Origin of the sequence: Halothiobacillus diazotrophicus (assembly GCF_001663815.1) — a bacterium.
In the GTDB taxonomy this organism is placed as follows: Bacteria; Pseudomonadota; Gammaproteobacteria; order Halothiobacillales; family Halothiobacillaceae; genus Halothiobacillus; species Halothiobacillus diazotrophicus.
The window spans coordinates 2,168,144-2,191,707 of the sequence record NZ_CP016027.1 but is presented as its reverse complement, the minus strand read 5'-3'; the positions used below and the strand labels follow the sequence as shown (position 1 = coordinate 2,191,707).

The window sequence follows — 23,564 nt, the reverse complement described above, 5'->3', positions numbered from 1 at the left end:
CGCAGGCCGTTCGCGCGCTCAGGACAACGCCGCCAGCACCGATTCCGCCGAAGCATTCTGCAGCCCCGATTCGTCGACGCCGAGCCACTCTACCTGCCCATCCGACACGATCATCGCATAGCGTTTAGAGCGCATGCCCATGGCACCGCCACTCATGTCGCGCTCCATGCCGATCGAGCGGGTGAACATGCCATTGCCGTCCGAGAGGAAGCGGATGGCCCCACCGACCCCCAGATGCTCGGCCCAGAACTTCATGACGAAGGGATCATTCACCGAAACACAGACGATTTCATCGATGCCGCGGGCACGAATCTCCTCATTCAGCGCAAGGAAACCCGGGACATGCTTGTCCGAACAGGTCGGCGTGAAGGCGCCAGGTACGGCGAACAGCACAATCCGCTGATCGGCGGTCAATTCGCCGATCGAACAACCGTCCAGCCCTTGCGGCCCCCGACAATGCAGCGTGGCCTCGGGCAAACGATCTTGAACCTGGATCATGTAGGTCTCCTCTTGGACTGCATAGGCATCTTAGATACGGCCGTAAACCTCGGCCCCTTTCTTCACGAATTCGATGGATTTTTCTTCCATCCCCTTTTTCAGAGCGGCCATCTCGTCCACACCCAGGCTATCCGCATAATCGCGCACGTCCTGGGTGATCTTCATCGAGCAGAAATGCGGGCCGCACATGGAGCAGAAGTGCGCGACCTTATGGGCCTCGGCCGGCAGCGTCTCGTCGTGATAGCCGCGGGCACGCTCCGGATCCAGGGACAGGTTGAACTGATCCGACCAGCGGAATTCGAAACGGGCCTTGGAGAGCGCATTATCGCGAACCTGAGCCCCCGGGAAGCCCTTGGCCAGATCGGCGGCATGCGCGGCGATCTTGTAGGCGATCACGCCGTCACGCACGTCTTCCTTGTCCGGCAGGCCCAGGTGCTCCTTCGGCGTCACGTAGCAGAGCATCGCCGTACCGTACCAGCCGATGTTGGCCGCGCCGATGGCGCTGGTGATGTGATCGTAGGCCGGCGCAATGTCGGTGACCAGCGGGCCGAGCGTGTAGAACGGCGCCTCGAAACAGTCCGTCAGCTCCTTGTCCATGTTCTCCTTGACCATGTGCAACGGCACGTGGCCCGGCCCCTCGATCATCACCTGGACATCATGCTTCCAGGCGATCTGGGTCAACTCGCCCAGGGTCTGCAATTCGCCGAACTGGGCCGCGTCGTTGGCGTCGGCCAGACAGCCCGGACGCAGGCCGTCGCCCAGCGAGAAGCTGACGTCGTACGCCTTCATGATCTCGCAGATGTCTTCGAAATGCGTGTAGAGGAAGTTCTCCTGATGATGCGCCAGACACCACTTGGCCATGATCGAGCCGCCGCGCGACACGATGCCGGTCACGCGCTCCGCGGTCAGCGGCACGTAGCGCAACAGGACGCCGGCATGGATGGTGAAATAGTCCACGCCTTGCTCGGCCTGCTCGATCAGGGTGTCGCGGAAGATTTCCCAGGTCAGATCCTCGGCCTTGCCGTTGACCTTCTCCAGTGCCTGGTAGATGGGCACGGTGCCGATCGGCACCGGCGCGTTACGCAGGATCCATTCGCGGGTTTCGTGGATGTTCTTGCCCGTCGACAGGTCCATGATCGTATCGGCGCCCCAGCGGATGCCCCAGACCATCTTCTCCACTTCCTCGGCGATGCCGGAAGTGGTGGCGGAGTTGCCGAGGTTGCCGTTGATCTTGGTACGGAAGTTCCGACCGATGATCATCGGCTCGATTTCCGGGTGATTGATGTTCGCCGGGATGATCGCGCGGCCACGGGCGATTTCGTCCCGCACGAACTCGGGCGTGATCTCGTCCGGAATCGCGGCGCCGAACGATTCGCCACGATGCTGGCGCAACAAGGCCTTGTAGCGCGGGTCGGCCCGCATTTCCTGAAGGCGGTTGTTCTCGCGGATGGCGACGAACTCCATCTCCGGCGTGATGATGCCCTGACGCGCATAGTGCATCTGGGTCACGTTCCGGCCGGCCTTGGCCTTTTTCGGGGACCGCACGTGCGCGAAACGCAGGCCGGCCGTCTTGGGGTCGCTCAGGCGCGCCAGACCGAACTCGGAGGAAGGACCGCTCAACTGTTCCGTATCGGCACGTTCCTCGATCCAGGCCGCACGCAGCGGGGGCAGGCCTGCCAGCAGGTCGATCTTGGCCGCCGGATCGGTATAAGGGCCGGAGGTGTCGTAGACAGTCACGGGCGGATTGATTTCCACACCGCGATCGGTACGGGTTGGCGTCAGGGTGATCTCGCGCATCGGCACGCGCACATCCGGGCGGGAACCCGTCTGGTAAATCTTTGCGCTACCGGCAAACGGCGCCACAACCGACTCGGACAACCGGGCGGTTTTGGACAGGAAATCATCTGGGACTGCGCTCATGGCAAACACCTTCGTCAATAAAGTCAAAAGGCTCGCGGACAGAACGATACAATCGCGACAGAACGCCGACGACCGACTTCCCTCCGCCGGTGCGAGCCGGATCAGGTTCCAAGGGACTCTCTCAGCCGCCACCGGCAGCACCCCTAGTCGTAAAGAGTGGAAACTAAAGCACTTGCACACGGATAGCAAGTTCCGCCTCGGCCGCCCCGCCAAAACCCGTCATTTCCGCCCGGAACTCGGCACAGGCCCGAATCCTCGGTGCTCGGCCGCAGACCGCCCTGTCGGGCCGCATCGACCGCCATCCGTCGCGACCGTATGCACGAATGCGCCAGAGATACCGGTAAGCCGATATATTTGATAGGATTCGCGGGTTAATTCTCATGACCCGGGTTGGCGCCACTGATGCAGCCGCGCCGCAATCACCCCCCATGACTTCATTATTTTTCGTAGGAACCACTGAACAGCATGATGGCATTCGATACCGAACTCGCCCGTTTCAATATGGTCGAGCAACAAATCCGCCCCTGGGACGTATTGGACAAGCGCGTTCTGGAAACCCTGTTCAAGATTCCTCGCGAGCATTTCGCACCGGCCGAGCAACGCAAGTTCGCCTTCTCCGATACCGCCCTGCCGATCGGCCACGGCGAGACGATGCTGCCGCCCGTCGTGGAGGGCCGAATCCTGCAGGCCGTCGCGATCGAGCCCCAGGAGCGCATCCTGGAAATCGGGACCGGCACAGGATTTCTGACCGCCTGCCTGGCGCACCTCGGTCATAGCGTTCATAGCGTGGATATTCACGCGGACTTCACGGCCGCTGCGGCCGAGCGCCTGAAGGATTTCGGGCTCGAACGCATCGTACTCGAGACGGGCGACGCCCTGAACGGATGGGCCAGCAACGAGCGTTTCGACGTGATCATCATTTCCGGCGCACTGCAGGCCATTCCCGAATCCTATCGGCAGCAACTGAACGTCGGTGGCCGCCTGTTCGCGATCGTCGGCACCGCGCCGGTCATGTCTGCCGTACTGGTCACACGTCGCGCCGACGATCACTTCGTCACGGAGAACCTGTTCGAAACGTGCACGGGCTACTTGCACGGGGCCGAGCCCAAGCCGCAATTTTCCTTTGGTTGAGCCGGGAATATCGCCGATATCCCGTCCATCGACCGAATGACCAGACGCCGCCCAGCCCGCAGCCATGGCACTGGGGCACTTGATTCCTCCGCGAGGCGGCTGCGCACCTGGGGACCTGTGCACGACCCATGGCCAAGACAGCCAAATCTCTGACCCAATCGGTCAAATTTAGGCTAAAGTATCCACTAATTAGCTGGCTAATTATATTGTAGGAAATCTTTCATGGCTGCTGCACACATCCCCCTGCGCCGACGTCCGGCGCTGCTTCTCTCTCTTCTGACGCTCGGTCTGGGATACGGGCTGCCGGCCTATCCGGCCAACCTGCTCGACATGTATCAACTGGCGGAGCAGAACGACCAGACCCTCAAGGCCGCCGACCAGAAGCGCATGGCAGCCCAGGAAAACATTCCCATCCAGCGGGCGAACCTGCTGCCACAGATCGGTGCCGCAGCGGGCGTGAGCTACAGTCGGACGGACGTTCGTGCAGGCGGATTCCCCGGCGCCCCACACCAGATCAAGGGTGCGGGCGGGAACCTCGGTCTGAACCTGAACCAGGTGATCTACAACCGAATCGACAACCTGACGCTCGACGTGGCCGATCTGCAAGCCCAGCAAGCCGATCTCGACTACGCGGCGGCCCAGCAGAACCTGATCCTCCGTACAAGCGAGGCCTACTTCGCCGTCCTGAAGGCCAATGCCAGCCTGCAACTGAGCATCGCCAGCCAGGACGCCTTCAAGAATCAGTTGGAGCAAGCCCAGAAACGGTTCGAAGTCGGCCTCGTGGCCGTTACCGACGTGGCCAACGCCCAGGCCAATTACGACAAGTCGAACGCGGACATCATCACCGCCCGTAATGCCCTGGAGAATGCCCGCGCAGCTCTGGCGACCATCATCGGCGAAGAGCCCCCCGAACTGGACGACGTGAAAACCAACCTCACCACGCCCGGCCCACAGCCTCAGGATCTGGGCGCCTGGACCGATCTCGCCGCCAAGCAGAACCTCAGCCTGAACAGTGCGGAAATCAACACCCGCATCAGCCAGCAGAACGTCGAGATCAACCGGGCCGCGCGTCTGCCGACCGTCAACCTGACCGGCCAGTACGGTTACAACAGCGCGCCCAACCAGTTCAACGGCCAGCGGAACAACACGCTGAACGGCACCATCGGGCTCGAAGTCAGCGTGCCGCTCTATACAGGTGGGCGGATCAACGCGAAATCCCGTCAGGCGGCGTTCCAGTACCAGCAGACTCAGAACGAGGTGGAAAATCTGCGTCGCCAGGTTCAGCAGGTCACCGCCAACGATTACCGCGGCGTGATCACCAATATCAGCGAGATCACCGCCTATGAGCAGGCGGTGGAATCGGCCCGCACCAGTCTCGCCGCCACCCAGGCAGGCTATCAGGTGGGCACGCGCACGATCGTTGACGTACTCAATGCCCAGATTCAGGTGTTCAGTGCCATGGCGAACTTCCTGAACGCGCGATACGGCTACCTCACGAGTTCACTGCAACTCAAATCCGATACGGGGCAGCTGACCGTCGCCGATCTCAAGGCGATCAACGATCAACTCGTCCCGGGCAAGGTCAACGCATTGATTGCACCGTTGATGGGCAAGGCCGCCAACAACCAGAAATCGCAGGAACAGATGATCCAGCGGGTCATCAAGCGCGCCAAGCAGACCGTGGACAGCCCGAGCGCGCACTGAGCAACCGTCTGCCCATGCGTCGGTCAACATCCCGCCACAACCCTCGACCAGAGTTCCGGCCATGATCCGTGCGATGATTCTGGCCGCCGGCCGGGGTGAGCGGATGCGGCCGCTGACGGATCACACCCCGAAGCCCCTGCTCCCGGTTCAGGGAAAACCCCTGATCGTTCACCATATCGAACGGCTGGTGCACTGCGGCATCCAGGACATCGTAATCAACCTCAACCATCTGGCCGAGCAGATTCCCGCGGTACTGGGCGACGGCGAGACCTGGGGGGTTCGTCTGCATTACTCTTGGGAAAACCAGTGTCCAGAATCGCTGGAAACGGCGGGCGGCATCCGCCATGCGCTGTCCCTGCTGAGCGAGGAATTCCTCCTGGTCAATGGCGACGTGCTCACGGATTTTCCCTTCGACACCTTGCTGACCACCCCGCTGCCACCGACGGATGTGTTCCGTCTTGCGCTGGTGGACAATCCGCCCCATCACCCCCGGGGCGACTTCGGCCTCAGCGAACAAGGTCGGCTCACTCCCTGTGCGAACACGGCGGGATCCGGTTCGGTCTGTCTGACCTACGCGGGCATCGGCCGGTACCGGCGCAACCTGTTCGCGCCCCTGCCCGAAGGACGGCGACCGCTCGGGCCGCTGCTACACGACGAAATCGCGAAAGACCGGGGAAGCGGCTTGCACCATCCGGGCGTCTGGCTCGACGTCGGCACCGTCGAGCGACTGAACGAAGCCCAGGCCACGAACCTTCAACCGGGCTGAACCCGTATCGCTACCGATCCCGGGAACGACACGTCCAGCGCCAGGCGTCGGCAATGATCCGATCGAGATCAGGATAGGCCGGCACCCACCCCAGAATCGACCGGGCAAGACGGGCATCCGCCACGAGTCGGGCCGGATCGCCCGGACGACGGTCGCTGATCACGATCGGAATCGGCTTGCCCGTTACCGCACGCGCCGCCTCGATCACGGACAATACCGAAAACCCGGTTCCATTCCCCAGATTGAACCGGCCACTGCGGCCGGTTTCCTGCATCCATAGCAACGCCTTCAGGTGCGCGTCGCAGAGATCCTGAACGTGAATGTAGTCGCGGATGCAGCTCCCGTCCGGGGTCGGGTAGTCCGTACCGAACACGGTGATGGCCGCCCGCTGCCCGGCGGCGGCTTCGAGCACCAGAGGAATCAGATGAGTCTCCGGCTCGTGCCGCTCACCCAACTCCCCTTCGGGATCGGCACCCGCGGCATTGAAATAGCGCAAACAGACCGACTGGAGACCGTAGGCCGACGCGTAATCGTCCAGCAACTGCTCCACCATCCACTTGCTGCGCCCATAGGGGTTGATGGGGTTTTGCGGATGGTCTTCCGAGATCAGATCCTGAAGGGGCTCGCCATAGGTGGAAGCACTGGAGGAGAAGATGAATTGCCGTACGTCATGCCGACGCATGGCGTCCAGCAGATTGATCGTATGCGACACATTATTCCGATAATAGATGGCCGGATCGGCAATGGACTCCGCCACCAGACTGAAGGCGGCGAAATGCATCACCGCATCGAAGCGCTCGGCCGTGAAGACCTGATCCAGCAGCGCCGTATCGGCCATGTCGCCGATCACTCGCTTGCCGTAACGCACCGCATCGGCATGCCCCGTCGAGAGGTTGTCCAGGGTCGTGACGGCATGCCCCGCCCGCGCCAGCCATTTCACCATGTGCGCGCCGATGTAACCGGCGCCGCCCACTACAAGCACATTCACGAACACCCTCTTTCAATACGCATTTTTGTTGACGAACCCCTTCAACAGGGTCAGAAAAATAATCTTCAGATCGAACGCCAGCGACCAGTGCTCGATGTAATAGAGATCGTGCTCCACCCGCCGCTGCATCTTCTCCAGCGTGTCGGTTTCGCCGCGCCAGCCGTTGACCTGTGCCCAGCCCGTGATCCCGGGCTTCACCTTGTGGCGGAGCATGTAGCCGGCCACCTGATCCTTGTAGGCTTCGTTGTGCGCGATGGCATGGGGGCGCGGCCCGACGATCGACATCCGCCCCTGCAGCACATTGATGAATTGCGGCAGTTCATCGAGGCTCGTACGTCGCATCCAGGCGCCCAACCGGGTCAGACGTGGGTCATCACGGGTCGCCTGCACGATCTGGCCTTCCGGCTCGTCGTGCTGCCGCATGCTGCGAAACTTGTAGATTTCGAAGGTCTTGCCATCCCACCCCAGGCGTTGCTGCCGGAAGAACACCGGTCCCGGCGAACTCAGCTTCACGCCGATGGCCAGCACCAGCAGCAAAGGACTGATCACGATCAGGATCATGAGCGACAGCAGCCGATCCTCCAGCCCCTTCACCAACCGGTTGACACCCGTCATCGGCGAGGCCGTCAGATCGAACATCGGCATGTCCAGGATCTGGGAGACGCCGTGATTGATCAGGAACAACCCGAACAGATCCGGCACGAAGCGTACGTTGGCCGTCGAGAACCGCAGACTTTCCAGCACGTCCCGCAAACGCCGGGTCTGCTCCAGGGGGACGGCGATCCAGACTTCGTCGATATCGTGCCCCGACACATAGTCGAACAACGTATCCAGCGGCCTAAGCGGTTCGTCCGGCAGCGCACGATCATTCCCGCCAGCATCGAATACAGCCGACACTTCGAAGCCCGCCCAGGTCTCCTCACGGGCACGCCGAATCAGATCCCGCGCCAGCGGCCCGCAACCGACCACGACCGCACGACGGCGGTTGTAACCGCGTTTGCGCATGATGCGCAGGACGTAGTACACCACCAGGCGCAGCAACGACAGCAGCGCGGCGCCGATCACGGCCCAGAAACCCAACCAGAGCCGGGAATAGGTTGTCCCCAGTTTCATGAGGATCAACAACGCAAACAGGGAAACCAGAACGAGGGCCCAGGCACCAACCACGCGCACGGCCGGGGCCCAGAGCCCACGGGCACGCCAGGAATCATAGACACCGACGAGCGGGAAGACGATGGCGACCAGCAGGCCGCCGATCAACAACAACGCACTGTACGATGTCGACGGCGGCAGGTTCTCCAGACCGAACCGCGCCCCGTAGGCAATCACCCCGCCGACTCCGACGAGCAGCACGTCGAGAATGCGCGTGACGAGCGATATCAGGGTGGCATGGGATTTCAACGGGGCCGATGGCATGGAATCTGTGACTTCCGTAAGACGTAAGAATGGTGCGGACGCTCATCACATGGCGCCACGACGGCACGACGAACGGCTCAGCTGGAACTATACCTGATCGGTGAGCGAACCCGCGCCAGGACGCGATGCCCGGAATTCAGTCCACGCCCGATCAATGAAGGTCGTCAGCTCAGCACGGAAGCGATCGATCGAAAAACGCTCGGCATTCGCACGGCAATCCGCCGAGCGAATCACGCCAGCCTCCCGCTCAAATCGGTCTACCGCCGCGATCAACGACGGCACCGTTTGCGCATCGAAAAACACGCCAGTCGGCGCCGAAACCGTCAAATCCCGTACCGTCTCCAGAGCGCCGCCCTTACCATAGGCAATGACGGGCGTACCACAAGCTTGCGCCTCCAGCGGCGTAATACCGAAATCCTCTTCGGCGGCAAAAACGAACGCCCTGGCACGTTGCATATGATCCCGAAGCACCTCGAACGATTGATAACCCATCAGAGTCACGTTCGGCCCGGCCTTGGCGCGGATCTTCTCCCACTCCGGACCATCGCCGATCACGACCAATCGACGCTCGGGCATGGCAGTAAATGCCTCTACGATCAGATCCATCTTCTTGTACGGCACCATGCGCGACGCCGTCAGAAAAAAGTCCTCCTTGAGTGCGCACAGGGCAAAGCGGGTGACATCCACAGGCGGGTAGATCACCTCGGAATCACGCCGATATACTTTCCAGATCCGACGCGCGATGAACCCGGAATCGGCAATGAATCGATCGACCCCATTGGCCGTTCGCGCATCCCACATCCGGATCCGGTGCAGCATCCATTTCGCCACCCAGCCTTTCAGGCCCCGATCCAGACCGGATTCGCGCAAGTATTGATGCTGCAAATCCCAGGCGTAGCGGATCGGTGTGTAAACGTAGCTCACATGCAATTGATCCGGGCCGGTCAGCACCCCTTTGGCAACGGCGTGCGAACTGGAAATCACCAAGTCGTAGCTTGAAAGATCCAACTGCTCGATGGCCAGAGGCATCAGCGCTAGGTAGTGCCGATAGTGTTTACGTGCACCCGGCAATTTCTGGATGAACGTCGTGCGCGGTTGGCGACCACCGAGAAACGTACGTTCGCTTTCGGGCAAAAAATCGCAGACCGCAAACACGTCCGCCTCGGGATATAACGACAGGATCTGCTCCAGAACCCGCTCCGCGCCCGCATAAGTGGTCAACCAGTCATGCACGACGGCGACCCGTTTCGGTGACCCGTCCTTTGTCCCTTTCATGACAAAATCCGATAGGCGTCGAGGGTTTGTTCAGCGCAGCGTGTCCAGCTGAACAGCTGAGCGCGATCCAACCCCTGTTGAACAATACGTACCCGCAACGCACTATCTTCCAGCAAGCGGTGCAATCCATCGGCGATATCCTGGATCGAATGCGGATCGACTTCGATCGCCGCACCGCCCGACACCTCGGGCAAGGAGGCGACATTCGACGTCAATACCGGCGTACCGCTGGCAAAAGCCTCCAGTACCGGCAGACCGAAGCCTTCATAGAGCGACGGGTAGGCAAAGATCGCAGCGGACGCATACAAATCCAGCACCTGAGCCTGCGGCAGGTAGCCCGTGCGGATCAGCTCCCCAGCGGATTCCATCGCCTGAACCCGGGTCAACAGATCCGCGTTCTGCCAGCCCACGCCACCGACCAGAACCAACGGATAGGCCGACCGTAGCGTCGAAGGCAGCCGCGCGTAAGCATCGATCAGGCGAATCAGGTTCTTGCGGGGCTCCAATGTCGCAACCGACAACACGAATCCGCGATCGCGCAGCTGAAATCCCGCACGCGTCGATGCCGTCTCGTCGGCTGTTCGCGGACGGAAATCCGGGCTGACGCCAAGATGCGCCACGTAAACGCGCTCTTCCGGCACCCCGTAGACCGACTGAATCTCTTCGGCGACGAAGTGGGAATCGGTCAGAATCACGTCGGCCCGAGACATCGCCGGCCCCAGACGCGCGTTCAGGTAAGCGACCCGTGCCGGCGGATGAAACGCCGGTTGGTGAACATGGGACAGATCGTGCACGGTAATCACCTGCTTTCCTGGGTATCTGACAGGAATGAAATTCGGCTCATGATAGATGTAACCCGTCTTGGCGTAGGCCGGCAGGATCCGGGCCGCAGCCCAGTTCCGCCGGCGTTGCCGCAGGTCATAGGCCCCAGGAATCCGCCGCAGCCATGGCGCGAGCCGTTGCCCAAGCCCTGCGGTCTGTGACGACGGCTCATCGAATACCCACGACACCGCATCACCCTGAAAGATCTCGCCCCCGGAAAAGCCGACCAGCGAGGTCACATCCGGGTGGGCTCGCAACGACTCGACGAGGTGCTGGGTATAAAACCCGATGCCTGTCCGCGCGCTGGACCGGTCCAAGTGAAAGAGCAGCTTCATTCAGCGCGTTCCCCGCTCGACCGTATCCCGCGGCGGCAACGTAGCCAGTCCCGTGCGCGCGGACTATGCCTTATCATGTTCCGACGACCGCAGACCGGCCGCGATTTCATCCAGTCGACGCGCCATCAAGGAACCCACCGCCTCATACCCATGCCGTGTACGAATCGTTTCCCGAGCTTGCCGGCCGATCGATTGCCGGAAAGCCGCATCCTCGACAAGTCGCTTCATGTACTCGGCCGCCTGCGCCACATCCGGATCGGCCCAGACCTGCCCCGGCGCAAACGGATAGGCACCTTCTGGCACGGGGACCAGTTGATAATCGACAAGACAACTGTTCTCCGCAGTCATGAAATCCTCGTTGCCGGAATACGCTGTCCCGATGACCGGCTTACCCAGATACATCGCCTCAGCCATGCCGAGACCAAAACCCTCGGAGCGATGCAGACTCACATAGGCATCACAGCGTTCGATCAACGCATACATCTGATCCCTGGGCAGCACCTTGTCGATCACGGTCACGCGGGCGTCCCGTGCCTGCAACGCCAGCAAGGCGTTATAGGCCTCGGGATGCTGGGCACCATGCACCGTCTTGACGACCAACCCGACGCGATCATCTTCGGGAAACGCGCGCTGGAACGCATCCACCACGGCCGCCGGATTTTTCCGCTCGGCAAACGAGTGAAAATCATAACTGAACAGGAACAGGAACCTGTCCTTCGGCAACGTCTGAATGCTGGCATCGGCGACGGCAGCCGTTTCGAACTCGACTGCCACCGGCATATAGGTGATTTTCTTGTTCGTGACACGACGGAGGGACGCCTCGATGAATCGGGACGGCGCCCAGATCTCATCGACCAGATCCAGTGCCGCGAGCCAGGGCTCGGGAAAATTGGCCAACTCCCAGAACCAGTAACCGATCCGATAATCGCTCAGTCCCTCGCGGGCTTTCACGGCATCGACGACCAGGGGCATCTGATCGGAGTTGACGCAGAAAAGCTGAATCAGGCGCGTGTTGATCGAAACGACGCGCGTATCGAAGATCGTCGCCGCACGGGTATATGCGGTACCGGCGTCGATGCGTGTCAGGTCGAACGGATAATGGGCCGAAGTCAGTGAATGAGAGAGAGAGAGGAGGTTCTGAGCCACCCCGAAGTTGCCCCCCAAATAGCCGACGACGTTCACCCCAGGTACACGATGGCGGCGATCTCGCCCCAACATGTGACGATAGGTGGACTTCAGAGCCCCGATCCATCGCAGCAGCGGCAGATTCCGCACCGGGGTCGGCGGCGAATGCAGCGTGCTCTTGGCGGACGCACGCAATTTATGGCGGAAGGTGGCAGGGGCCCAGTTTAGAACCGCCCGCGAAAATTCGGGGTAACGCACATACACGCGATAACCGAGACGATAGAAACCACGCTTCAGCAGATTGAAGAGGGAAAAACGTCCCGGCTCGGCGATGGATACATCGCTGACCAGATGAGCGATGGCATCAACAAAAACTGCAGGCACCTTGTAAATTTCCCGCGCGGCATCCCTGAACCACAACAGGAAGGCGGCCTGTCCTTCGCGCGACTCAAGATCGAATTTCTTCTGCAGTTCCGGCTGCGCCAGATAGAGCCCGTACATGAAGCGCGTCACGATCCGGTGGCTCGGAAGACATTCGCAGAGCTGGTTGAAATAGGCGGTCGTCAGTTCATTCCGCGGGACAACCGTCCCACGCCCCTCGACACAGACACGATAGTAGACGCGTGCCGCCTTATGGATGACACCGCCATCCGGAAAACGCCCGAAGCCGTAGGGTACTTTTTGCAGCTCGAAAAAACCGTTTTCGGTCAACGCCTTCAGATAATCGTCATACAAGGGACGCAGCGCACCGATATCGCCGATCATGAAGCGATCCTGGTGCTTGGAAAAGATGCCCGGCGATCGGGGATCCACCCCGCTGAAATGGAAAAAGGCCAACCTGGCGTCATTGGAATACCACAGGCCATCGCGATGGGAAATCATCCGCGAGTGAAGATTCCAATAGGCCACGTTGTAGCCGTCATCGCGAAGGATCGCGACACGATCGAACAGGCACGGCATCAGGTCCGCCCACTTCTGATCGGTGAACAGCCCCTTTTCCAGATCCACGACGGCGCCTTTCTCGAGTCGGCGCGCCCACCAGTCGATCAGCTTTTCCGACTCTTCCGTTCGGCCAACGGCAAGGAAGCCCAGGTTGTAGACGCCCACCCGCATGATGTCGTTTTCGCTGGGGCGGCACGCGTCGGTAATCTCCGCCGTCATGTGCGGCGTCAGCACGGCGGAACTCCCTTGTACCAATCGGTCGATCACTTGGGACAACGGCGAGACGACATAGATATCCGGATCCAAATAGATCAGTTTACGCGCCGTCGTATGGCGGTACAGCCATTTGAAGAAATAGGGCTTGATCGCCGTACTGAACTCCATGACGTCATATCTGAAGACGAATCCGTCAAAGTCCGGCAGATCCAACATGTCCGCCCAAACGACGCCAACGCCCTCCAGACCGATGTCGAACGACGCATCCCGCTCGTCGCTCAGACACACGTAGATTGCGGCTTCGGGGTGCTGGTCCTGAATGGAACGGCACAGCACCCGCGCATAAGACACATAGTTCTTGGCAACAATCGTAAAAAACACCAAATCCGTATCGGCGGAACCCATTAAAAACACACTCCAGGTCAATTCTTTAAAAACAAGTTGGACAGCAGTCGCAAGGGGCGCGTCAACCGCCACGACCTGCTCCGCTCCATCTGCTCGAGGATCATCGCCGTCTGCTTGAATTGCGCCTCTGCCGCGCGAAGTCGTGCGAGGTCCTGCCTCAGTTCGTTGTCCCCTTCCGCCAGGACGGCCTCCAATGCCTTGATCTTTTCTTCTGCCCGAATCTGGCTGGCCAGGACGAACGTGTCGAAGACATTGGGGGGATAATCGAACCCGGCACGCAGGTCAGCGTGCTCCCGCGCAACATAGAACCGGTTGAGTCCATCCGCGTAGGCGAACTCATAATTGTTTTCCAGCAGCGTCGGCTCCCACTCGGCATGACTTTCGTGCTTGGACATCGGCACGGTTGCCTCGGCCACGACGACCCAGGGACGGAACCGCGACCAGTCAAGCCCACGAATGACGGCCGCCTCACCGCCCTCGACATCAATCTTGAGGAAATGCACGTCCTGCTGCGCCGGCACGTGATGCTCGAAGACCCAAGTCAGGGTTTTCAGCAAAACGGTCGTTTTTCGGACCGAAAAGCCGGATGCCACGTGTTGCGCCAAAATCTGCGGATCTGTCGTTGAAAGTCCGGGATTGCTCACGATGTTGATATCAATGACCCCGTTACTTTCACCGATGGCGACCGGTAGATTGACATCCCGGCCGCGCCATTCGTTCAATTTCCCGACATACTCGGGATTCGGTTCGATATTGATGCCGTGCCAACCCTGCTCGTAAAACCATCGGGTGACGGAATCGAATTCCGGCGACAGTGCACCGACATCCACATAAAATCCGTTTTCAACATGTTTCAGAACACGCCAGAGCATGACATCTTCGAAATTCTGGGCATATGAAATCATCATCCCTCCCGGACAATTGAACGCTAATCGGGCCCGCCCAGGCCATCAGGGTGATCCCTTACAGCCATTCCTGGGAATGCTTTCAGCAGAAATCAGGGCTGCAGCGAGTCGCGTCCTCGCCTCAGACGACCGTTACGGCTTAATCCTTCCCTATTCATAACGTGCCGCCACAAGAAGTTGACGAACCTCAAGCACCTTGCAGACAGGGAACATCATCAAATCAGCCAGTCAGCGTGGCGGGGTAAATCTTCCCATGCCGTAGCTCATATACGGTGTCGCAAAGCTCCGACATGACAGCGTGATCATGAGAAGCAAACACGAAGATCTCGGCGTTGGCAATCAACTCATGCATGCGCGCCTTGGCCTTTTCCTGGAATCCGGCATCACCGGTGCCGAACATCTCGTCCACCAGCAGGATATCGGGCTGGTGGCTGGTGGCGACCGCGAACATCAGGCGCATGGTCATCCCGGAAGAATAGGTGCGCACGGGCAAACTGAGAAAATCCCCCAGTTCCGTGAATTCCTCGATACCGGGAATCTTGCTGCGCGCCTCCTTCAGACTCATGCCCATCAGCATGCCCATTCTCAGAATGTTTTCGTAGCCGGAAAGCTCCGGATCCATGCCGGAGCCGATTTCAAGCACCGTCGCCACGCGACCCTCGCGGATCACCCGACCGCTGTCCGGGGTATAGATGCCAGCCATCGTGCGCAGCAGGGTGCTCTTGCCAGCACCGTTGTGGCCGATCAAGCCCAGCGAATCGCCACTACCCAGCGAGAAACTCACGTCATCCAGCGCGGTGACGGACACGGTCTGCCCGGCCTCGGCAGCAATCTTCCCACCGGTCGCGATTCGCATGAACTGGTGTCGCAGGGATTGCGCCCGGGCGTTGTAGATGGGGTAGCGAACGCTGACGTTCTCGAAAACCAGACGAGCCATGGGTCAAATCCAGTAGGGAATGCGGGTGCGCCGCGAATTGAACAGCCACAGCGTGATCGCCCAGCCCAGGATCGTCATCGTGAGCATGACCGGCCAGACGAACGACGGACTCGGGTGACCGAGCAGGGGGTCGCGCACCACGCTGATGAAATAGCTGAACGGATTCATCCACACGACCCAGCTGCCGACGCCGAGCTGTTCCGCCTTGAACAGTACCGGCGACATGAAGAACAGCAGCGGCATGAAATTCGCGATGGCCGTTTCCGTATCCCGGAAGCGCGCGGCGAACATGCCGACGAAGAGACTCATCCACGTCAGATTGAGCACGACCAGCAGGAAACCCGGAAGGGCCAGCCACATCGACCAGGACGCCTGCGGCGGGAAAATGAGGAACACGGCAAGGATGACCACGGCATTGTGCGCGAAATTGATCATGTGCCTGAGAATCAGCTTGAGGGGATGAAAAAACAAGGGCATGCGCACGTTACGAATGAGTTGCGCGTTACTGATGAACAGCTGGCTACTCTCGGTGATGATCCCGGCAATCATGCCCCAGAGGATCAGGCCGACCGTCAGTAACGGGATAAAAGTCGCCTTGTCCATATTGAACAGGGTGCTCCACACAAATCCCAGGCCACCGACGCCGATCGCCGTTCCCAGCGTCAACCAGAACGGACCCAGCATGCTCCGCTTGTACCGGGCCTTGGTATCGCTCCAGGAGAGAAACAACGCGGCGGGCAGTTTTCGAAGCGCCTCGAACAGATCGTTTTGTGTGGCCGTCCAGCGGGATGACATGGTGTGCTCGTTCTGAAAAACAGCCCGCATCATAGCGAGAAACGCGATCGAATAGAAACCGCCGGGCAGGAACAGGACGTCCCGCAGCTCCGGGACCACGAACGGACAGCAGCGCAGGAAACGCACCGTCAGCCCATAAAGAAAAAAGCCGCACTAAGGCGGCTTTTAACTGGAATATGGCGCAGCGGACGGGACTCGAACCCGCGACCCCCGGCGTGACAGGCCGGTATTCTAACCAACTGAACTACCGCTGCTAATTTTGATGTTTGGTGGGTGATGAGAGGCTCGAACTCCCGACCTACGCCTTGTAAGGGCGCCGCTCTACCAACTGAGCTAATCACCCGTGGAGCGGGAAACGAGGTTCGAACTCGCGACCTCAACCTTGGCAAGGTTGCGCTCTACCAGCTGAGCTATTCCCGCACATCATACAACCCCGTTTGACCGCGGCTGTTTGTCACAGAGCGCGCATTATACAAACCAAAATCCGCAGCGCAACACTTTTTTCATAATCCGCCGGAGGGGATCAGGACGCAGATTGCTGGGTCGCTTCCGGTAAATCCTCCTTACTGCTCTCAGACTCCGGACGATACAGCCCCAGGATGACCCAACCATCACCCGGCGTCGGCTCATGCCCGCTTCCGTGCACGAACAGCAGCCCACGCGGGGAAATCATGAACAACACCAGGCCCCGGTTGGCGTAGATACTCTGGTATTGCGACCAACCGAAGGTTTGCGTCAGGCGCGTGGTCGTGATTTCCGCACCCTGCTCGACCAGACCGAGCAACTCACCGGATGAGACCTTCTCGCCGAACAGCGGACGACCGGTAAAGGTCTCAGATAAGCGCTGACTGGCCGTCCCCACCAGCTCCTGCGGCGTCTTGAGCACATACACGTTGCCGGCACCGAACTCATGACGGTAGCGCACGGCGGCGAGATTGTTGATCTCCGGCTGCGCGGACATGGCCAGCAAACGCCCGATCCCCACCAGATCCAGCCGTCGATCGGCCGCCTCAGAAACCGGATTGCCATAGAATGTCTCCAGGCCCTCCATGCGTGCCTGGCGAATGTCGCCATACGAGGTATCGGCCAGAATCACCCGATATCCCTGCTTCTTCAGCGCCTGGGCAATCTTGCGGGACAGTTGGTTGATGCCAACGATCAACAGCCCCTTGTCCTCGGGCAGGGCAACGCCCAGCCGCTGGGCCAGCGGACGCGCCGTCAGCGAGGCGCTGACCACGGTACCCACGATCACGATGAACGTCAGCGGGACCAGGACATCAGCCCCCGCCACGCCATGCTGGGACAGTTTCAGGGCAAACAGGCCGGAGATGGCGGCAGCGACGATCCCCCGCGGCCCGATCCAGGCGATCATGAGTTTTTCCCGCCAATTCAAACCGGAACCGATCGCGCTGAGCCAGACTTTCAGGGGTTGCGCTACGAACTGGATGGTCAGCAATACCAGGATGGCACTCAGCCCAATAGCCGAGAACATCGCCGGGTGGATACGTGCCGCGAGCAGTATGAACAAGCCCGAAATGAACAGAATCGTCAGCGATTCCTTGAAATGCAGCACATCCGCCAGAGGCACGCCGCGCATGTTGGCCAATAGAATGCCCATCACGGTGACCGCCAGCAGCCCTGATTCGTCCGCCAGCAGGTTGGACAGGGTAAATACGGCAAGCACACAAGCAAGCACGACCACATTGATCAGGAATTCCGGCAACCAGTGTCGCCGTAGAACCAGACCAAGCAGATAGCCGCCCCCCATGCCGAAAATCAGCCCGAGACCGACCAATCGAATGAACGGCCAAAGCACGGACAGAAGCCCGCTACCTGCGTGCTCGATCTGGGTGATAATGAACTCGAAGACGAGAACTGCCAACAACGCACCGATGGGATCGATCACGATACCTTCCCAACGGAGCACGGTTGCGACCTTTGGCACTGGTCGCACGATCCGTAACAGCGGCACGATCACCGTGGGTCCGGTCACCACCACCAAGGCACCGAACAACGCGGCCATCTCCCAGGACAATCCCACGAAGTAATGGGCTGCGGCACTGGCCACGCCCCAGGATACGGCAGCGCCGATACTGACCAATCGCCAGATAAACCCGCCCACGCCGCGCAACTCGTGAAAATGCAGCGTCAGACTGCCCTCGAACAGGATCACGGCCACGGCCAGCGACACGATGGGGAACAGGAGATCGCCGAATAGATCGTCCGGACTCAGCCAACCCAGCATGGGGCCCAGTAGCACGCCGATCATGAGCAGGAACAGAATGGCGGGCACCTTGACCCGCCATGCCAGCCACTGCGCCGCAATCCCCGCGACGATGATGCTGGTCAGCGCCAGCAGAATACCTTCTTGCATATACCCCCGAGCCAGAGATGTTCCGGATAGAAATGAGTCCAAAACATCATAATCAACGGCGGGAGATGACACCAGAAACAACACCGGCCATTTTGCGTAGCGGCCCCAATAAAAAGCCCCGCCAAATGGCGGGGCAAAAGCCTAACACTACGGACTCCGTCAGACTACGTTAGGGGTGAATATAAGCCCACCCTTCAAATTGCTTGTCCGCCAAGTAGGCTACGCCGGAGGGCACGATATCCTCGCCATGGACATCGTAAAGATCCGTCTTGTAGTCCAGCTTCTTGCTCTTCAGGGTGTTATTGCACACCTTGATCTTAACGCCATTCATCTTCAAACCATCGATGCTGGCCTGCAGTTGCTCGTCCTTTTTGGCCGCTGTCAGCAAGTTGATGCCGCCGCCATGGATCACGAGTTCAATCTGGGTTGTCGGCCCCGAGGGAGAGTTGATATGGTTGTTGATATTCCGCAAGGTGGCCTTTTCATGATCGAGATCCGCACTGTCAAGATGGTATACGACCGCACGCTTCATGGTGTCCGACCCGGCCACGGCACTGGCGCCATGAAAAAGAAACAAACCTAAAAAAGCCAATATTGAAGCAGAAATTATACGTTTCATTACTCTTATCCCTCGATTAATTCGAGGTACCAGAGTAAAACACTAAACCAACTTAAAGAAATAAGACTTTTATATCCCAGAAGCGCCCTAACAAATAAATTAAAACGACAGCTACGAAAATAATTAAATACTAATTCTTTTCTCAGACCCACCGACCTCGACCTTACCCGTCGCGACGCCCGATAACCATCCGGTCACTCGTGGGCACGGCACCGAGCCGCATCAACGGCATCAACTCAGGCGTCGTTGTTTCCCCGGGTGACAATGCCCCGCGCCCGGGAGAAATCGAGCATGCGCTCGATGGATCGAACCGCCTCGACGCGCACCGGCTCCGACACCTGGATTTCATGCGCAGCAGGATTCTCCAGCGCCGCCAGTACATTGACCAGCCCGTTCATCGCCATCCAGGGACAATGCGCACAGGAGACGCAGGTGGCCGAATGGCCCCGGGTCGGGGCCTCGATCAAGGTTTTGTGCGGTGCGGCTTCGTGCATCTTGTAGAAAATGCCCTTGTCGGTCGCCACGATGAGGGTTTCGTTGGGTAATTCGATGGCCGCACGGATCAGACGACTGGTCGAACCCACGACATCGGCCATATCCACCACGGCTTTGGGCGATTCGGGATGGACGAGCACCGCCGCCTCGGGGTGCTGCCGCTTCAGATCGGCCAACGCCTCTGCCCGGAACTCGTCGTGCACGATGCAACTCCCCTGCCACAGCAGCATGTCCGCGCCGGTTTTTTCCTGGATATATCGCCCGAGATGACGGTCCGGTGCCCAGAGAATCTTCTCTCCCCGGTCACGCAGATGCCCGACGATCTCCAGCGCGTTCGAACTCGTGACGACCCAGTCTGCCCGCGCCTTCACGGCCGCGGACGTGTTTGCGTAGACGACCACGGTACGGTCGGGGTGCGCATCGCAGAACGCCGTGAACTCATCCGCGGGACAGCCGAGATCCAGGGAGCACTCGGCTTGTAGCGTCGGCATGATGACGCGCTTCTCGGGGCTCAGGATCTTGGCCGTCTCACCCATGAACCGCACGCCGCAGACCACCAGCGTCTGCGCGGCGCTCTCCGCACCGAAGGCGGCCATGTCGAGGGAATCGGACACCCGCCCGCCCGTCTCATCGGCCAGCCGCTGCAGCACGGCATCCACATAATAATGAACGACCATCACGGCATTCTGTTCGACCAGTTTCGCCTTGATACGAGCGATCAACGCTGCCTCGTCGAGTGGCGCAACCGTCACAGGCTGCTCCGCCGTGATTGCCAAGCGATTGATCAGCGATTCCTTGGCGGCGGGCACGGCGACGGCCGCATCCGTAAGAACGGGGGATTCGGTATTCATGGCGAATTCCTCAGACGATGTTTCAGATGCTGCGCTGGATCGCCCCGGACCAATGCGACTGGCCGGGACGAACGCTATGGGAACCCGGATTATACGCCCTGATAGAAGGGACCGTGTAGCAGGGACCACGCACTCGGGGGGCCGACCTCCTGGATGGACACCCCACCCCAATATCTCTGAGAGCGCCGTTCATCGGCTCAATTGCACCGCTCAGCACCGCACCTCTGGCCTCGCAAACGACGCTATGATTCGATAGATAGACCAAAAAGGATGGACAGGCATGAACCACAACAAAACAACAAGCGGCTTGCCGACCAGAGCATCGCAAGAACACCTTCCTCCTCGATCACGCATCGGGGGGTTTACGCTGATCGAACTGATGGTCACGCTGACCGTCGCCGTGATTCTGATTGCCATCGCCATACCCAGCTTCAACTATCTCACTGTATCCAACAAACTCACGACCGTGGCCAACGGGCTGGTCACCGCCCTCAATACGGCGCGTCTGGAGGCGATCAAACGGAACAACCTCGTCACCATCTGTAGCAATACGGGCAATGGATCAGACACGCTCGGCACGGCCTGCGGCACCCAAGCAGGCGCGGTGTATGCCACCCTCCCCGACGGAAGTGCCACACTGATCAATGCGGGGATCGTCGGGCTCGCGGCGCCCGTCTCGGTGCAAAATTTCACGCGATTGAATTTCTCCGGACAGGGTCTAGGGACAGCAGTCGGTGCCAATTCGCCCTACACCGGACTGGTCGCCGACTTCTTCACCACCAAAATTTCATCGAACAACCGGCGCTGCGTGTATATCGCCACGGGATCCGTGGTGCGCACCTGCACCGTGACGTCGACAGGAGCATGCCCAAATGCGCAACCCAATCCCTGCAACCAATAAACGAGGCGCGCGGTTACCGCAGGGCCGTCCACCGGTTCGATCCCGACAAGCGGGGGTCGGCCTGATCGAAGTGCTCATTGCCGTGCTGGTTCTATCCATCGGTTTTCTCGGCATGGCCGCGCTGCAAGCCAAGTCGCTCTCGACCAACAACAGCGCCATGAGTCGATCCATGGCCACCATTGCCAGCTATTCCATCCTGGACGCGATGCGCGCGGATCGTACCAATGCCTTGGCGGGCGCCTACAACGGCACCGTCACCGCCAATGCCTGCCCCACCGCCACGAGCACCCTCGCGCAATCGCAACTCAAAGCCTGGTGTAAGCAAGAATTGGTTCAGAACTTCGGGGCGCTTGCCAGCACCAAAGGCACCGTCAACTGCGCCGCAACGGGCAACTGCACCGTCACGATCCAATTCGACGACAGCCGCGCGGGCACGACCGGGACGGGCGCGGGCGCGGTCGGCGCCACCAATCAAACCATCACGACCAAGGCCATGTTATGAGCCAGCTCCTCAAGCACACGGGTTCAACATCACGCGGTTTCACCCTCGTCGAACTCATGGTCGCCCTCGTCCTGGGGCTGGTCGTGATTGGCGGGGTGGTCAGCGTATTTCTCTCCAACCAACAGTCGTATCGCACCAATCAGGCGCTGGCCGATGTGCAGGATAGCTCACGCATTGCTTTCGAATTGATGGCGCGCGATATCCGGGATGCCGGCATGACCGGCTGCGGCAATACGGATCGCGTCGCGAACGTTCTGAAAACGGGCCCCAATGGCACCAATACCGACTGGTGGGCCAACTGGGGCAATGCGGTCATCGGCTACGACAATGGCGTCGCCGATCCCGCCGTCACGACCGGCACCGGTCTCAACCAGCGCGTGGCCGGCACCGACTCCATTCAACTGATCGGGGCCGACGGCAACGGCCTGAGCATCGTCAAACACACCGCAACCGCCGCAACCTTCTTCATCAATGCGGCCACCACGAGCATTCAGGCAGGGGATGTCGTGATCGTCTGCGATCCGGATCACGCCGCCATTACCCAGGTCACGAACTACAACTCCAACAACGTTTCCCTGGTGCATAACACCGGTCTGGGCACGCCCGGCAACTGCTCCAAGGGTCTGGGATACCCCACCCAGTGCACGACCAACGGCAACACCTATACGTTCACGCCCAACTCCCAGATCGCCAAACTGGCCGCCACGGACTGGTATATCGGCAACAACCCGGTGGGCGGCCGCTCCCTCTACCGCATTGCTCTGGTCAACAATGCGGGCACGCCCACCCCGACCCCCCAGGAAATGGTGCGCGACGTGACCGACATGCAAATCACCTATCACCAAAGCAACGGTGCCAACGCCAATGCGTTCGTGGGGGCCAGCAGCATCACTGACTGGCTCAAGGTCGATGCCGTGCAGGTCACCCTCACCCTGCAAAGTGCGAATCTACGTGCCGGCACCGACGGACAGCCCATTCAACGCATCTTCACAGCGACAACCACACTCAGAAACCGGGTGAACTGACATGAACACGTTCCTTGAAACCACCCTGAAGACAAGCCCGACTCTTTCCGGCAAGCCACAAGGCCATCGACAGCAAGGGGTAGCGCTCGTCGTCGCATTGGTTTTGCTGGTTCTCGTCACGCTGGTCGGACTCGCCGCCATCCGCGGTACGACCATGCAACAGAAAATGGCCAGCAACCTCTATGATCGGGAAATCGCATTTCAGAGCACCGAGGCCGCCCTGCGGGCCGCCGCGGCAGCCATCCTGACCAATTCGGCCGTGATCGCCCGCAACTGCGGCGCGGGCGGCGTCTTATGCCAAGGCGACCCCTTCACCGACACCGCGAACCCGGTCGCCGCCAGCGCGATCATCACGGTTCCGCAGGGCACCGGTTCGGGGCAATACTCGGCCGACACGGTGGCCGCCGGGCAACCGCAATACGTTATCGAGAACATGGGCGACTGGCCGGACCCCAACTTGAATGTGGGCTACAACCAATCGGCCAATGCCGCCCAATACGGTGCCCAGGGCACAGCCACCTCGGCCATCTATTACCGCATCACGGCACGCAGCAGCAATCCGACCAACACGGGTGATCGCGCCATCGTGACCCTGCAAGCCATGGTCAAGCAATGAT

At 60.1% G+C, this 23,564-nt stretch carries 20 protein-coding genes, 3 tRNA genes and 1 riboswitch; of the genes, 7 read left to right on the top strand and 16 right to left on the bottom strand.

All coding sequences use genetic code 11. The annotated features are described in order from the left end of the window. Positions 1–18 precede the first annotated feature (18 nt). The gene (locus A9404_RS09640; protein ID WP_066100811.1) at positions 19–498 is read right to left on the bottom strand and encodes a peroxiredoxin; all 480 of its coding nucleotides are present in this window, start codon (positions 496–498) and stop codon (positions 19–21) included. Positions 499–528: 30 nt separating this feature from the next. Beyond that, a complete protein-coding gene (thiC, locus tag A9404_RS09635; RefSeq protein WP_066100808.1) occupies positions 529–2,418 on the bottom strand; it encodes a phosphomethylpyrimidine synthase ThiC in 1,890 nt (629 codons plus the stop codon). Positions 2,419–2,479: 61 nt separating this feature from the next. After that, a riboswitch (TPP riboswitch) is annotated at positions 2,480–2,573 on the bottom strand. A gap of 310 nt (positions 2,574–2,883) precedes the next feature. Between thiC and A9404_RS09630 the strand changes: the two genes are divergently transcribed. The 3 genes from A9404_RS09630 to murU all read left to right on the top strand — a co-directional run bounded on the left by A9404_RS09630 (position 2,884) and on the right by murU (position 6,019). Beyond that, positions 2,884–3,549: a protein-L-isoaspartate O-methyltransferase family protein gene (locus tag A9404_RS09630; protein WP_082922884.1), complete on the top strand. Its 666-nt coding sequence runs from the start codon at positions 2,884–2,886 to the stop codon at positions 3,547–3,549. A 222-nt stretch (positions 3,550–3,771) separates the two neighbouring features. Next, a complete protein-coding gene (locus A9404_RS09625) occupies positions 3,772–5,253 on the top strand; it encodes a TolC family outer membrane protein (protein WP_066100806.1) in 1,482 nt (493 codons plus the stop codon). A gap of 61 nt (positions 5,254–5,314) precedes the next feature. Then, positions 5,315–6,019 carry an N-acetylmuramate alpha-1-phosphate uridylyltransferase MurU gene (gene murU / locus A9404_RS09620; RefSeq protein ID WP_197490330.1) on the top strand — a complete coding sequence of 235 codons (705 nt, stop codon included), beginning with the start codon at positions 5,315–5,317 and terminating at the stop codon, positions 6,017–6,019. Between the two features lie 10 nt (positions 6,020–6,029). Here murU and galE read toward each other — a convergent pair whose 3' ends face one another. The 14 genes from galE to nadA all read right to left on the bottom strand — a co-directional run bounded on the left by galE (position 6,030) and on the right by nadA (position 20,519). Then, positions 6,030–7,007 (bottom strand): UDP-glucose 4-epimerase GalE, encoded by a 978-nt coding sequence (gene galE / locus A9404_RS09615; RefSeq protein ID WP_066103168.1) that lies wholly within the window; start codon positions 7,005–7,007, stop codon positions 6,030–6,032. A gap of 12 nt (positions 7,008–7,019) precedes the next feature. After that, positions 7,020–8,423, bottom strand: a complete 1,404-nt coding sequence (locus tag A9404_RS09610) for an undecaprenyl-phosphate glucose phosphotransferase (RefSeq protein ID WP_082922883.1) — start codon at positions 8,421–8,423, stop codon at positions 7,020–7,022. 87 nt (positions 8,424–8,510) lie between these two features. Next, positions 8,511–9,698: a glycosyltransferase family 4 protein gene (locus A9404_RS09605; RefSeq protein WP_066100803.1), complete on the bottom strand. Its 1,188-nt coding sequence runs from the start codon at positions 9,696–9,698 to the stop codon at positions 8,511–8,513. Then, the gene (locus A9404_RS09600) at positions 9,695–10,855 is read right to left on the bottom strand and encodes a glycosyltransferase family 4 protein (RefSeq protein ID WP_066100799.1); all 1,161 of its coding nucleotides are present in this window, start codon (positions 10,853–10,855) and stop codon (positions 9,695–9,697) included. The genes A9404_RS09605 and A9404_RS09600 overlap by 4 nt, the downstream gene beginning before the upstream one ends. A gap of 63 nt (positions 10,856–10,918) precedes the next feature. Then, the gene (locus A9404_RS13190; protein WP_082922882.1) at positions 10,919–13,543 is read right to left on the bottom strand and encodes a glycosyltransferase family 4 protein; all 2,625 of its coding nucleotides are present in this window, start codon (positions 13,541–13,543) and stop codon (positions 10,919–10,921) included. Between the two features lie 17 nt (positions 13,544–13,560). Next, positions 13,561–14,451 carry an FkbM family methyltransferase gene (locus A9404_RS09590; RefSeq protein ID WP_066100797.1) on the bottom strand — a complete coding sequence of 297 codons (891 nt, stop codon included), beginning with the start codon at positions 14,449–14,451 and terminating at the stop codon, positions 13,561–13,563. A gap of 217 nt (positions 14,452–14,668) precedes the next feature. After that, positions 14,669–15,385 (bottom strand): ABC transporter ATP-binding protein, encoded by a 717-nt coding sequence (locus tag A9404_RS09585; protein ID WP_066100795.1) that lies wholly within the window; start codon positions 15,383–15,385, stop codon positions 14,669–14,671. A gap of 3 nt (positions 15,386–15,388) precedes the next feature. Then, a complete protein-coding gene (locus tag A9404_RS09580) occupies positions 15,389–16,180 on the bottom strand; it encodes an ABC transporter permease (protein WP_066103160.1) in 792 nt (263 codons plus the stop codon). A gap of 177 nt (positions 16,181–16,357) precedes the next feature. Further along, a tRNA-Asp gene (locus tag A9404_RS09575) sits at positions 16,358–16,434 on the bottom strand. Between the two features lie 13 nt (positions 16,435–16,447). After that, a tRNA-Val gene (locus tag A9404_RS09570) sits at positions 16,448–16,523 on the bottom strand. A 1-nt stretch (position 16,524) separates the two neighbouring features. Continuing rightward, a tRNA-Gly gene (locus tag A9404_RS09565) sits at positions 16,525–16,600 on the bottom strand. A gap of 103 nt (positions 16,601–16,703) precedes the next feature. Then, entirely contained in the window at positions 16,704–18,554 is a 1,851-nt protein-coding gene (locus tag A9404_RS09560) for a cation:proton antiporter (protein ID WP_066100792.1), read from the bottom strand. Positions 18,555–18,723: 169 nt separating this feature from the next. After that, positions 18,724–19,173 carry a DsrE family protein gene (locus A9404_RS09555; protein ID WP_066100789.1) on the bottom strand — a complete coding sequence of 150 codons (450 nt, stop codon included), beginning with the start codon at positions 19,171–19,173 and terminating at the stop codon, positions 18,724–18,726. A 236-nt stretch (positions 19,174–19,409) separates the two neighbouring features. Then, positions 19,410–20,519 carry a quinolinate synthase NadA gene (nadA, locus tag A9404_RS09550; protein WP_082922881.1) on the bottom strand — a complete coding sequence of 370 codons (1,110 nt, stop codon included), beginning with the start codon at positions 20,517–20,519 and terminating at the stop codon, positions 19,410–19,412. A 280-nt stretch (positions 20,520–20,799) separates the two neighbouring features. Between nadA and A9404_RS09545 the strand changes: the two genes are divergently transcribed. The 4 genes from A9404_RS09545 to A9404_RS09530 are packed head-to-tail and all read left to right on the top strand — an operon-like array spanning position 20,800 to position 23,563. Next, complete coding sequence (locus A9404_RS09545; protein ID WP_082922880.1) at positions 20,800–21,420, top strand: GspH/FimT family pseudopilin; 621 nt, start codon at positions 20,800–20,802, stop codon at positions 21,418–21,420. Then, positions 21,392–21,922: a type IV pilus modification protein PilV gene (pilV, locus tag A9404_RS09540; RefSeq protein WP_082922879.1), complete on the top strand. Its 531-nt coding sequence runs from the start codon at positions 21,392–21,394 to the stop codon at positions 21,920–21,922. The genes A9404_RS09545 and pilV overlap by 29 nt, the downstream gene beginning before the upstream one ends. Next, on the top strand, positions 21,919–22,947 hold the full coding sequence (locus A9404_RS09535) for a PilW family protein (protein ID WP_082922878.1): 1,029 nt from the start codon (positions 21,919–21,921) through the stop codon (positions 22,945–22,947). The genes pilV and A9404_RS09535 overlap by 4 nt, the downstream gene beginning before the upstream one ends. 1 nt (position 22,948) lies before the next feature. Beyond that, complete coding sequence (locus A9404_RS09530) at positions 22,949–23,563, top strand: pilus assembly PilX family protein (protein ID WP_082922877.1); 615 nt, start codon at positions 22,949–22,951, stop codon at positions 23,561–23,563. The last annotated feature ends 1 nt before the right edge of the window (position 23,564 follow it).

What these genes read in the sequence shown, in the direction of transcription:
- A9404_RS09640 (WP_066100811.1), bottom strand. Translation starts at nt 498, where the DNA reads ATGATCCAGGTTCAAGATCGTTTGCCCGAGGCCACGCTGCATTGTCGG.
- thiC (WP_066100808.1), bottom strand. Translation starts at nt 2,418, where the DNA reads ATGAGCGCAGTCCCAGATGATTTCCTGTCCAAAACCGCCCGGTTGTCC.
- A9404_RS09630 (WP_082922884.1), top strand. Translation starts at nt 2,884, where the DNA reads ATGATGGCATTCGATACCGAACTCGCCCGTTTCAATATGGTCGAGCAA.
- A9404_RS09625 (WP_066100806.1), top strand. Translation starts at nt 3,772, where the DNA reads ATGGCTGCTGCACACATCCCCCTGCGCCGACGTCCGGCGCTGCTTCTC.
- murU (WP_197490330.1), top strand. Translation starts at nt 5,315, where the DNA reads ATGATCCGTGCGATGATTCTGGCCGCCGGCCGGGGTGAGCGGATGCGG.
- A9404_RS09610 (WP_082922883.1), bottom strand. Translation starts at nt 8,423, where the DNA reads ATGCCATCGGCCCCGTTGAAATCCCATGCCACCCTGATATCGCTCGTC.
- A9404_RS09605 (WP_066100803.1), bottom strand. Translation starts at nt 9,698, where the DNA reads ATGAAAGGGACAAAGGACGGGTCACCGAAACGGGTCGCCGTCGTGCAT.
- A9404_RS09600 (WP_066100799.1), bottom strand. Translation starts at nt 10,855, where the DNA reads ATGAAGCTGCTCTTTCACTTGGACCGGTCCAGCGCGCGGACAGGCATC.
- A9404_RS13190 (WP_082922882.1), bottom strand. Translation starts at nt 13,543, where the DNA reads ATGGGTTCCGCCGATACGGATTTGGTGTTTTTTACGATTGTTGCCAAG.
- A9404_RS09590 (WP_066100797.1), bottom strand. Translation starts at nt 14,451, where the DNA reads ATGATGATTTCATATGCCCAGAATTTCGAAGATGTCATGCTCTGGCGT.
- A9404_RS09585 (WP_066100795.1), bottom strand. Translation starts at nt 15,385, where the DNA reads ATGGCTCGTCTGGTTTTCGAGAACGTCAGCGTTCGCTACCCCATCTAC.
- A9404_RS09580 (WP_066103160.1), bottom strand. Translation starts at nt 16,180, where the DNA reads ATGTCATCCCGCTGGACGGCCACACAAAACGATCTGTTCGAGGCGCTT.
- A9404_RS09560 (WP_066100792.1), bottom strand. Translation starts at nt 18,554, where the DNA reads ATGCAAGAAGGTATTCTGCTGGCGCTGACCAGCATCATCGTCGCGGGG.
- A9404_RS09555 (WP_066100789.1), bottom strand. Translation starts at nt 19,173, where the DNA reads ATGAAACGTATAATTTCTGCTTCAATATTGGCTTTTTTAGGTTTGTTT.
- nadA (WP_082922881.1), bottom strand. Translation starts at nt 20,519, where the DNA reads ATGAATACCGAATCCCCCGTTCTTACGGATGCGGCCGTCGCCGTGCCC.
- A9404_RS09545 (WP_082922880.1), top strand. Translation starts at nt 20,800, where the DNA reads ATGAACCACAACAAAACAACAAGCGGCTTGCCGACCAGAGCATCGCAA.
- pilV (WP_082922879.1), top strand. Translation starts at nt 21,392, where the DNA reads ATGCGCAACCCAATCCCTGCAACCAATAAACGAGGCGCGCGGTTACCG.
- A9404_RS09535 (WP_082922878.1), top strand. Translation starts at nt 21,919, where the DNA reads ATGAGCCAGCTCCTCAAGCACACGGGTTCAACATCACGCGGTTTCACC.
- A9404_RS09530 (WP_082922877.1), top strand. Translation starts at nt 22,949, where the DNA reads ATGAACACGTTCCTTGAAACCACCCTGAAGACAAGCCCGACTCTTTCC.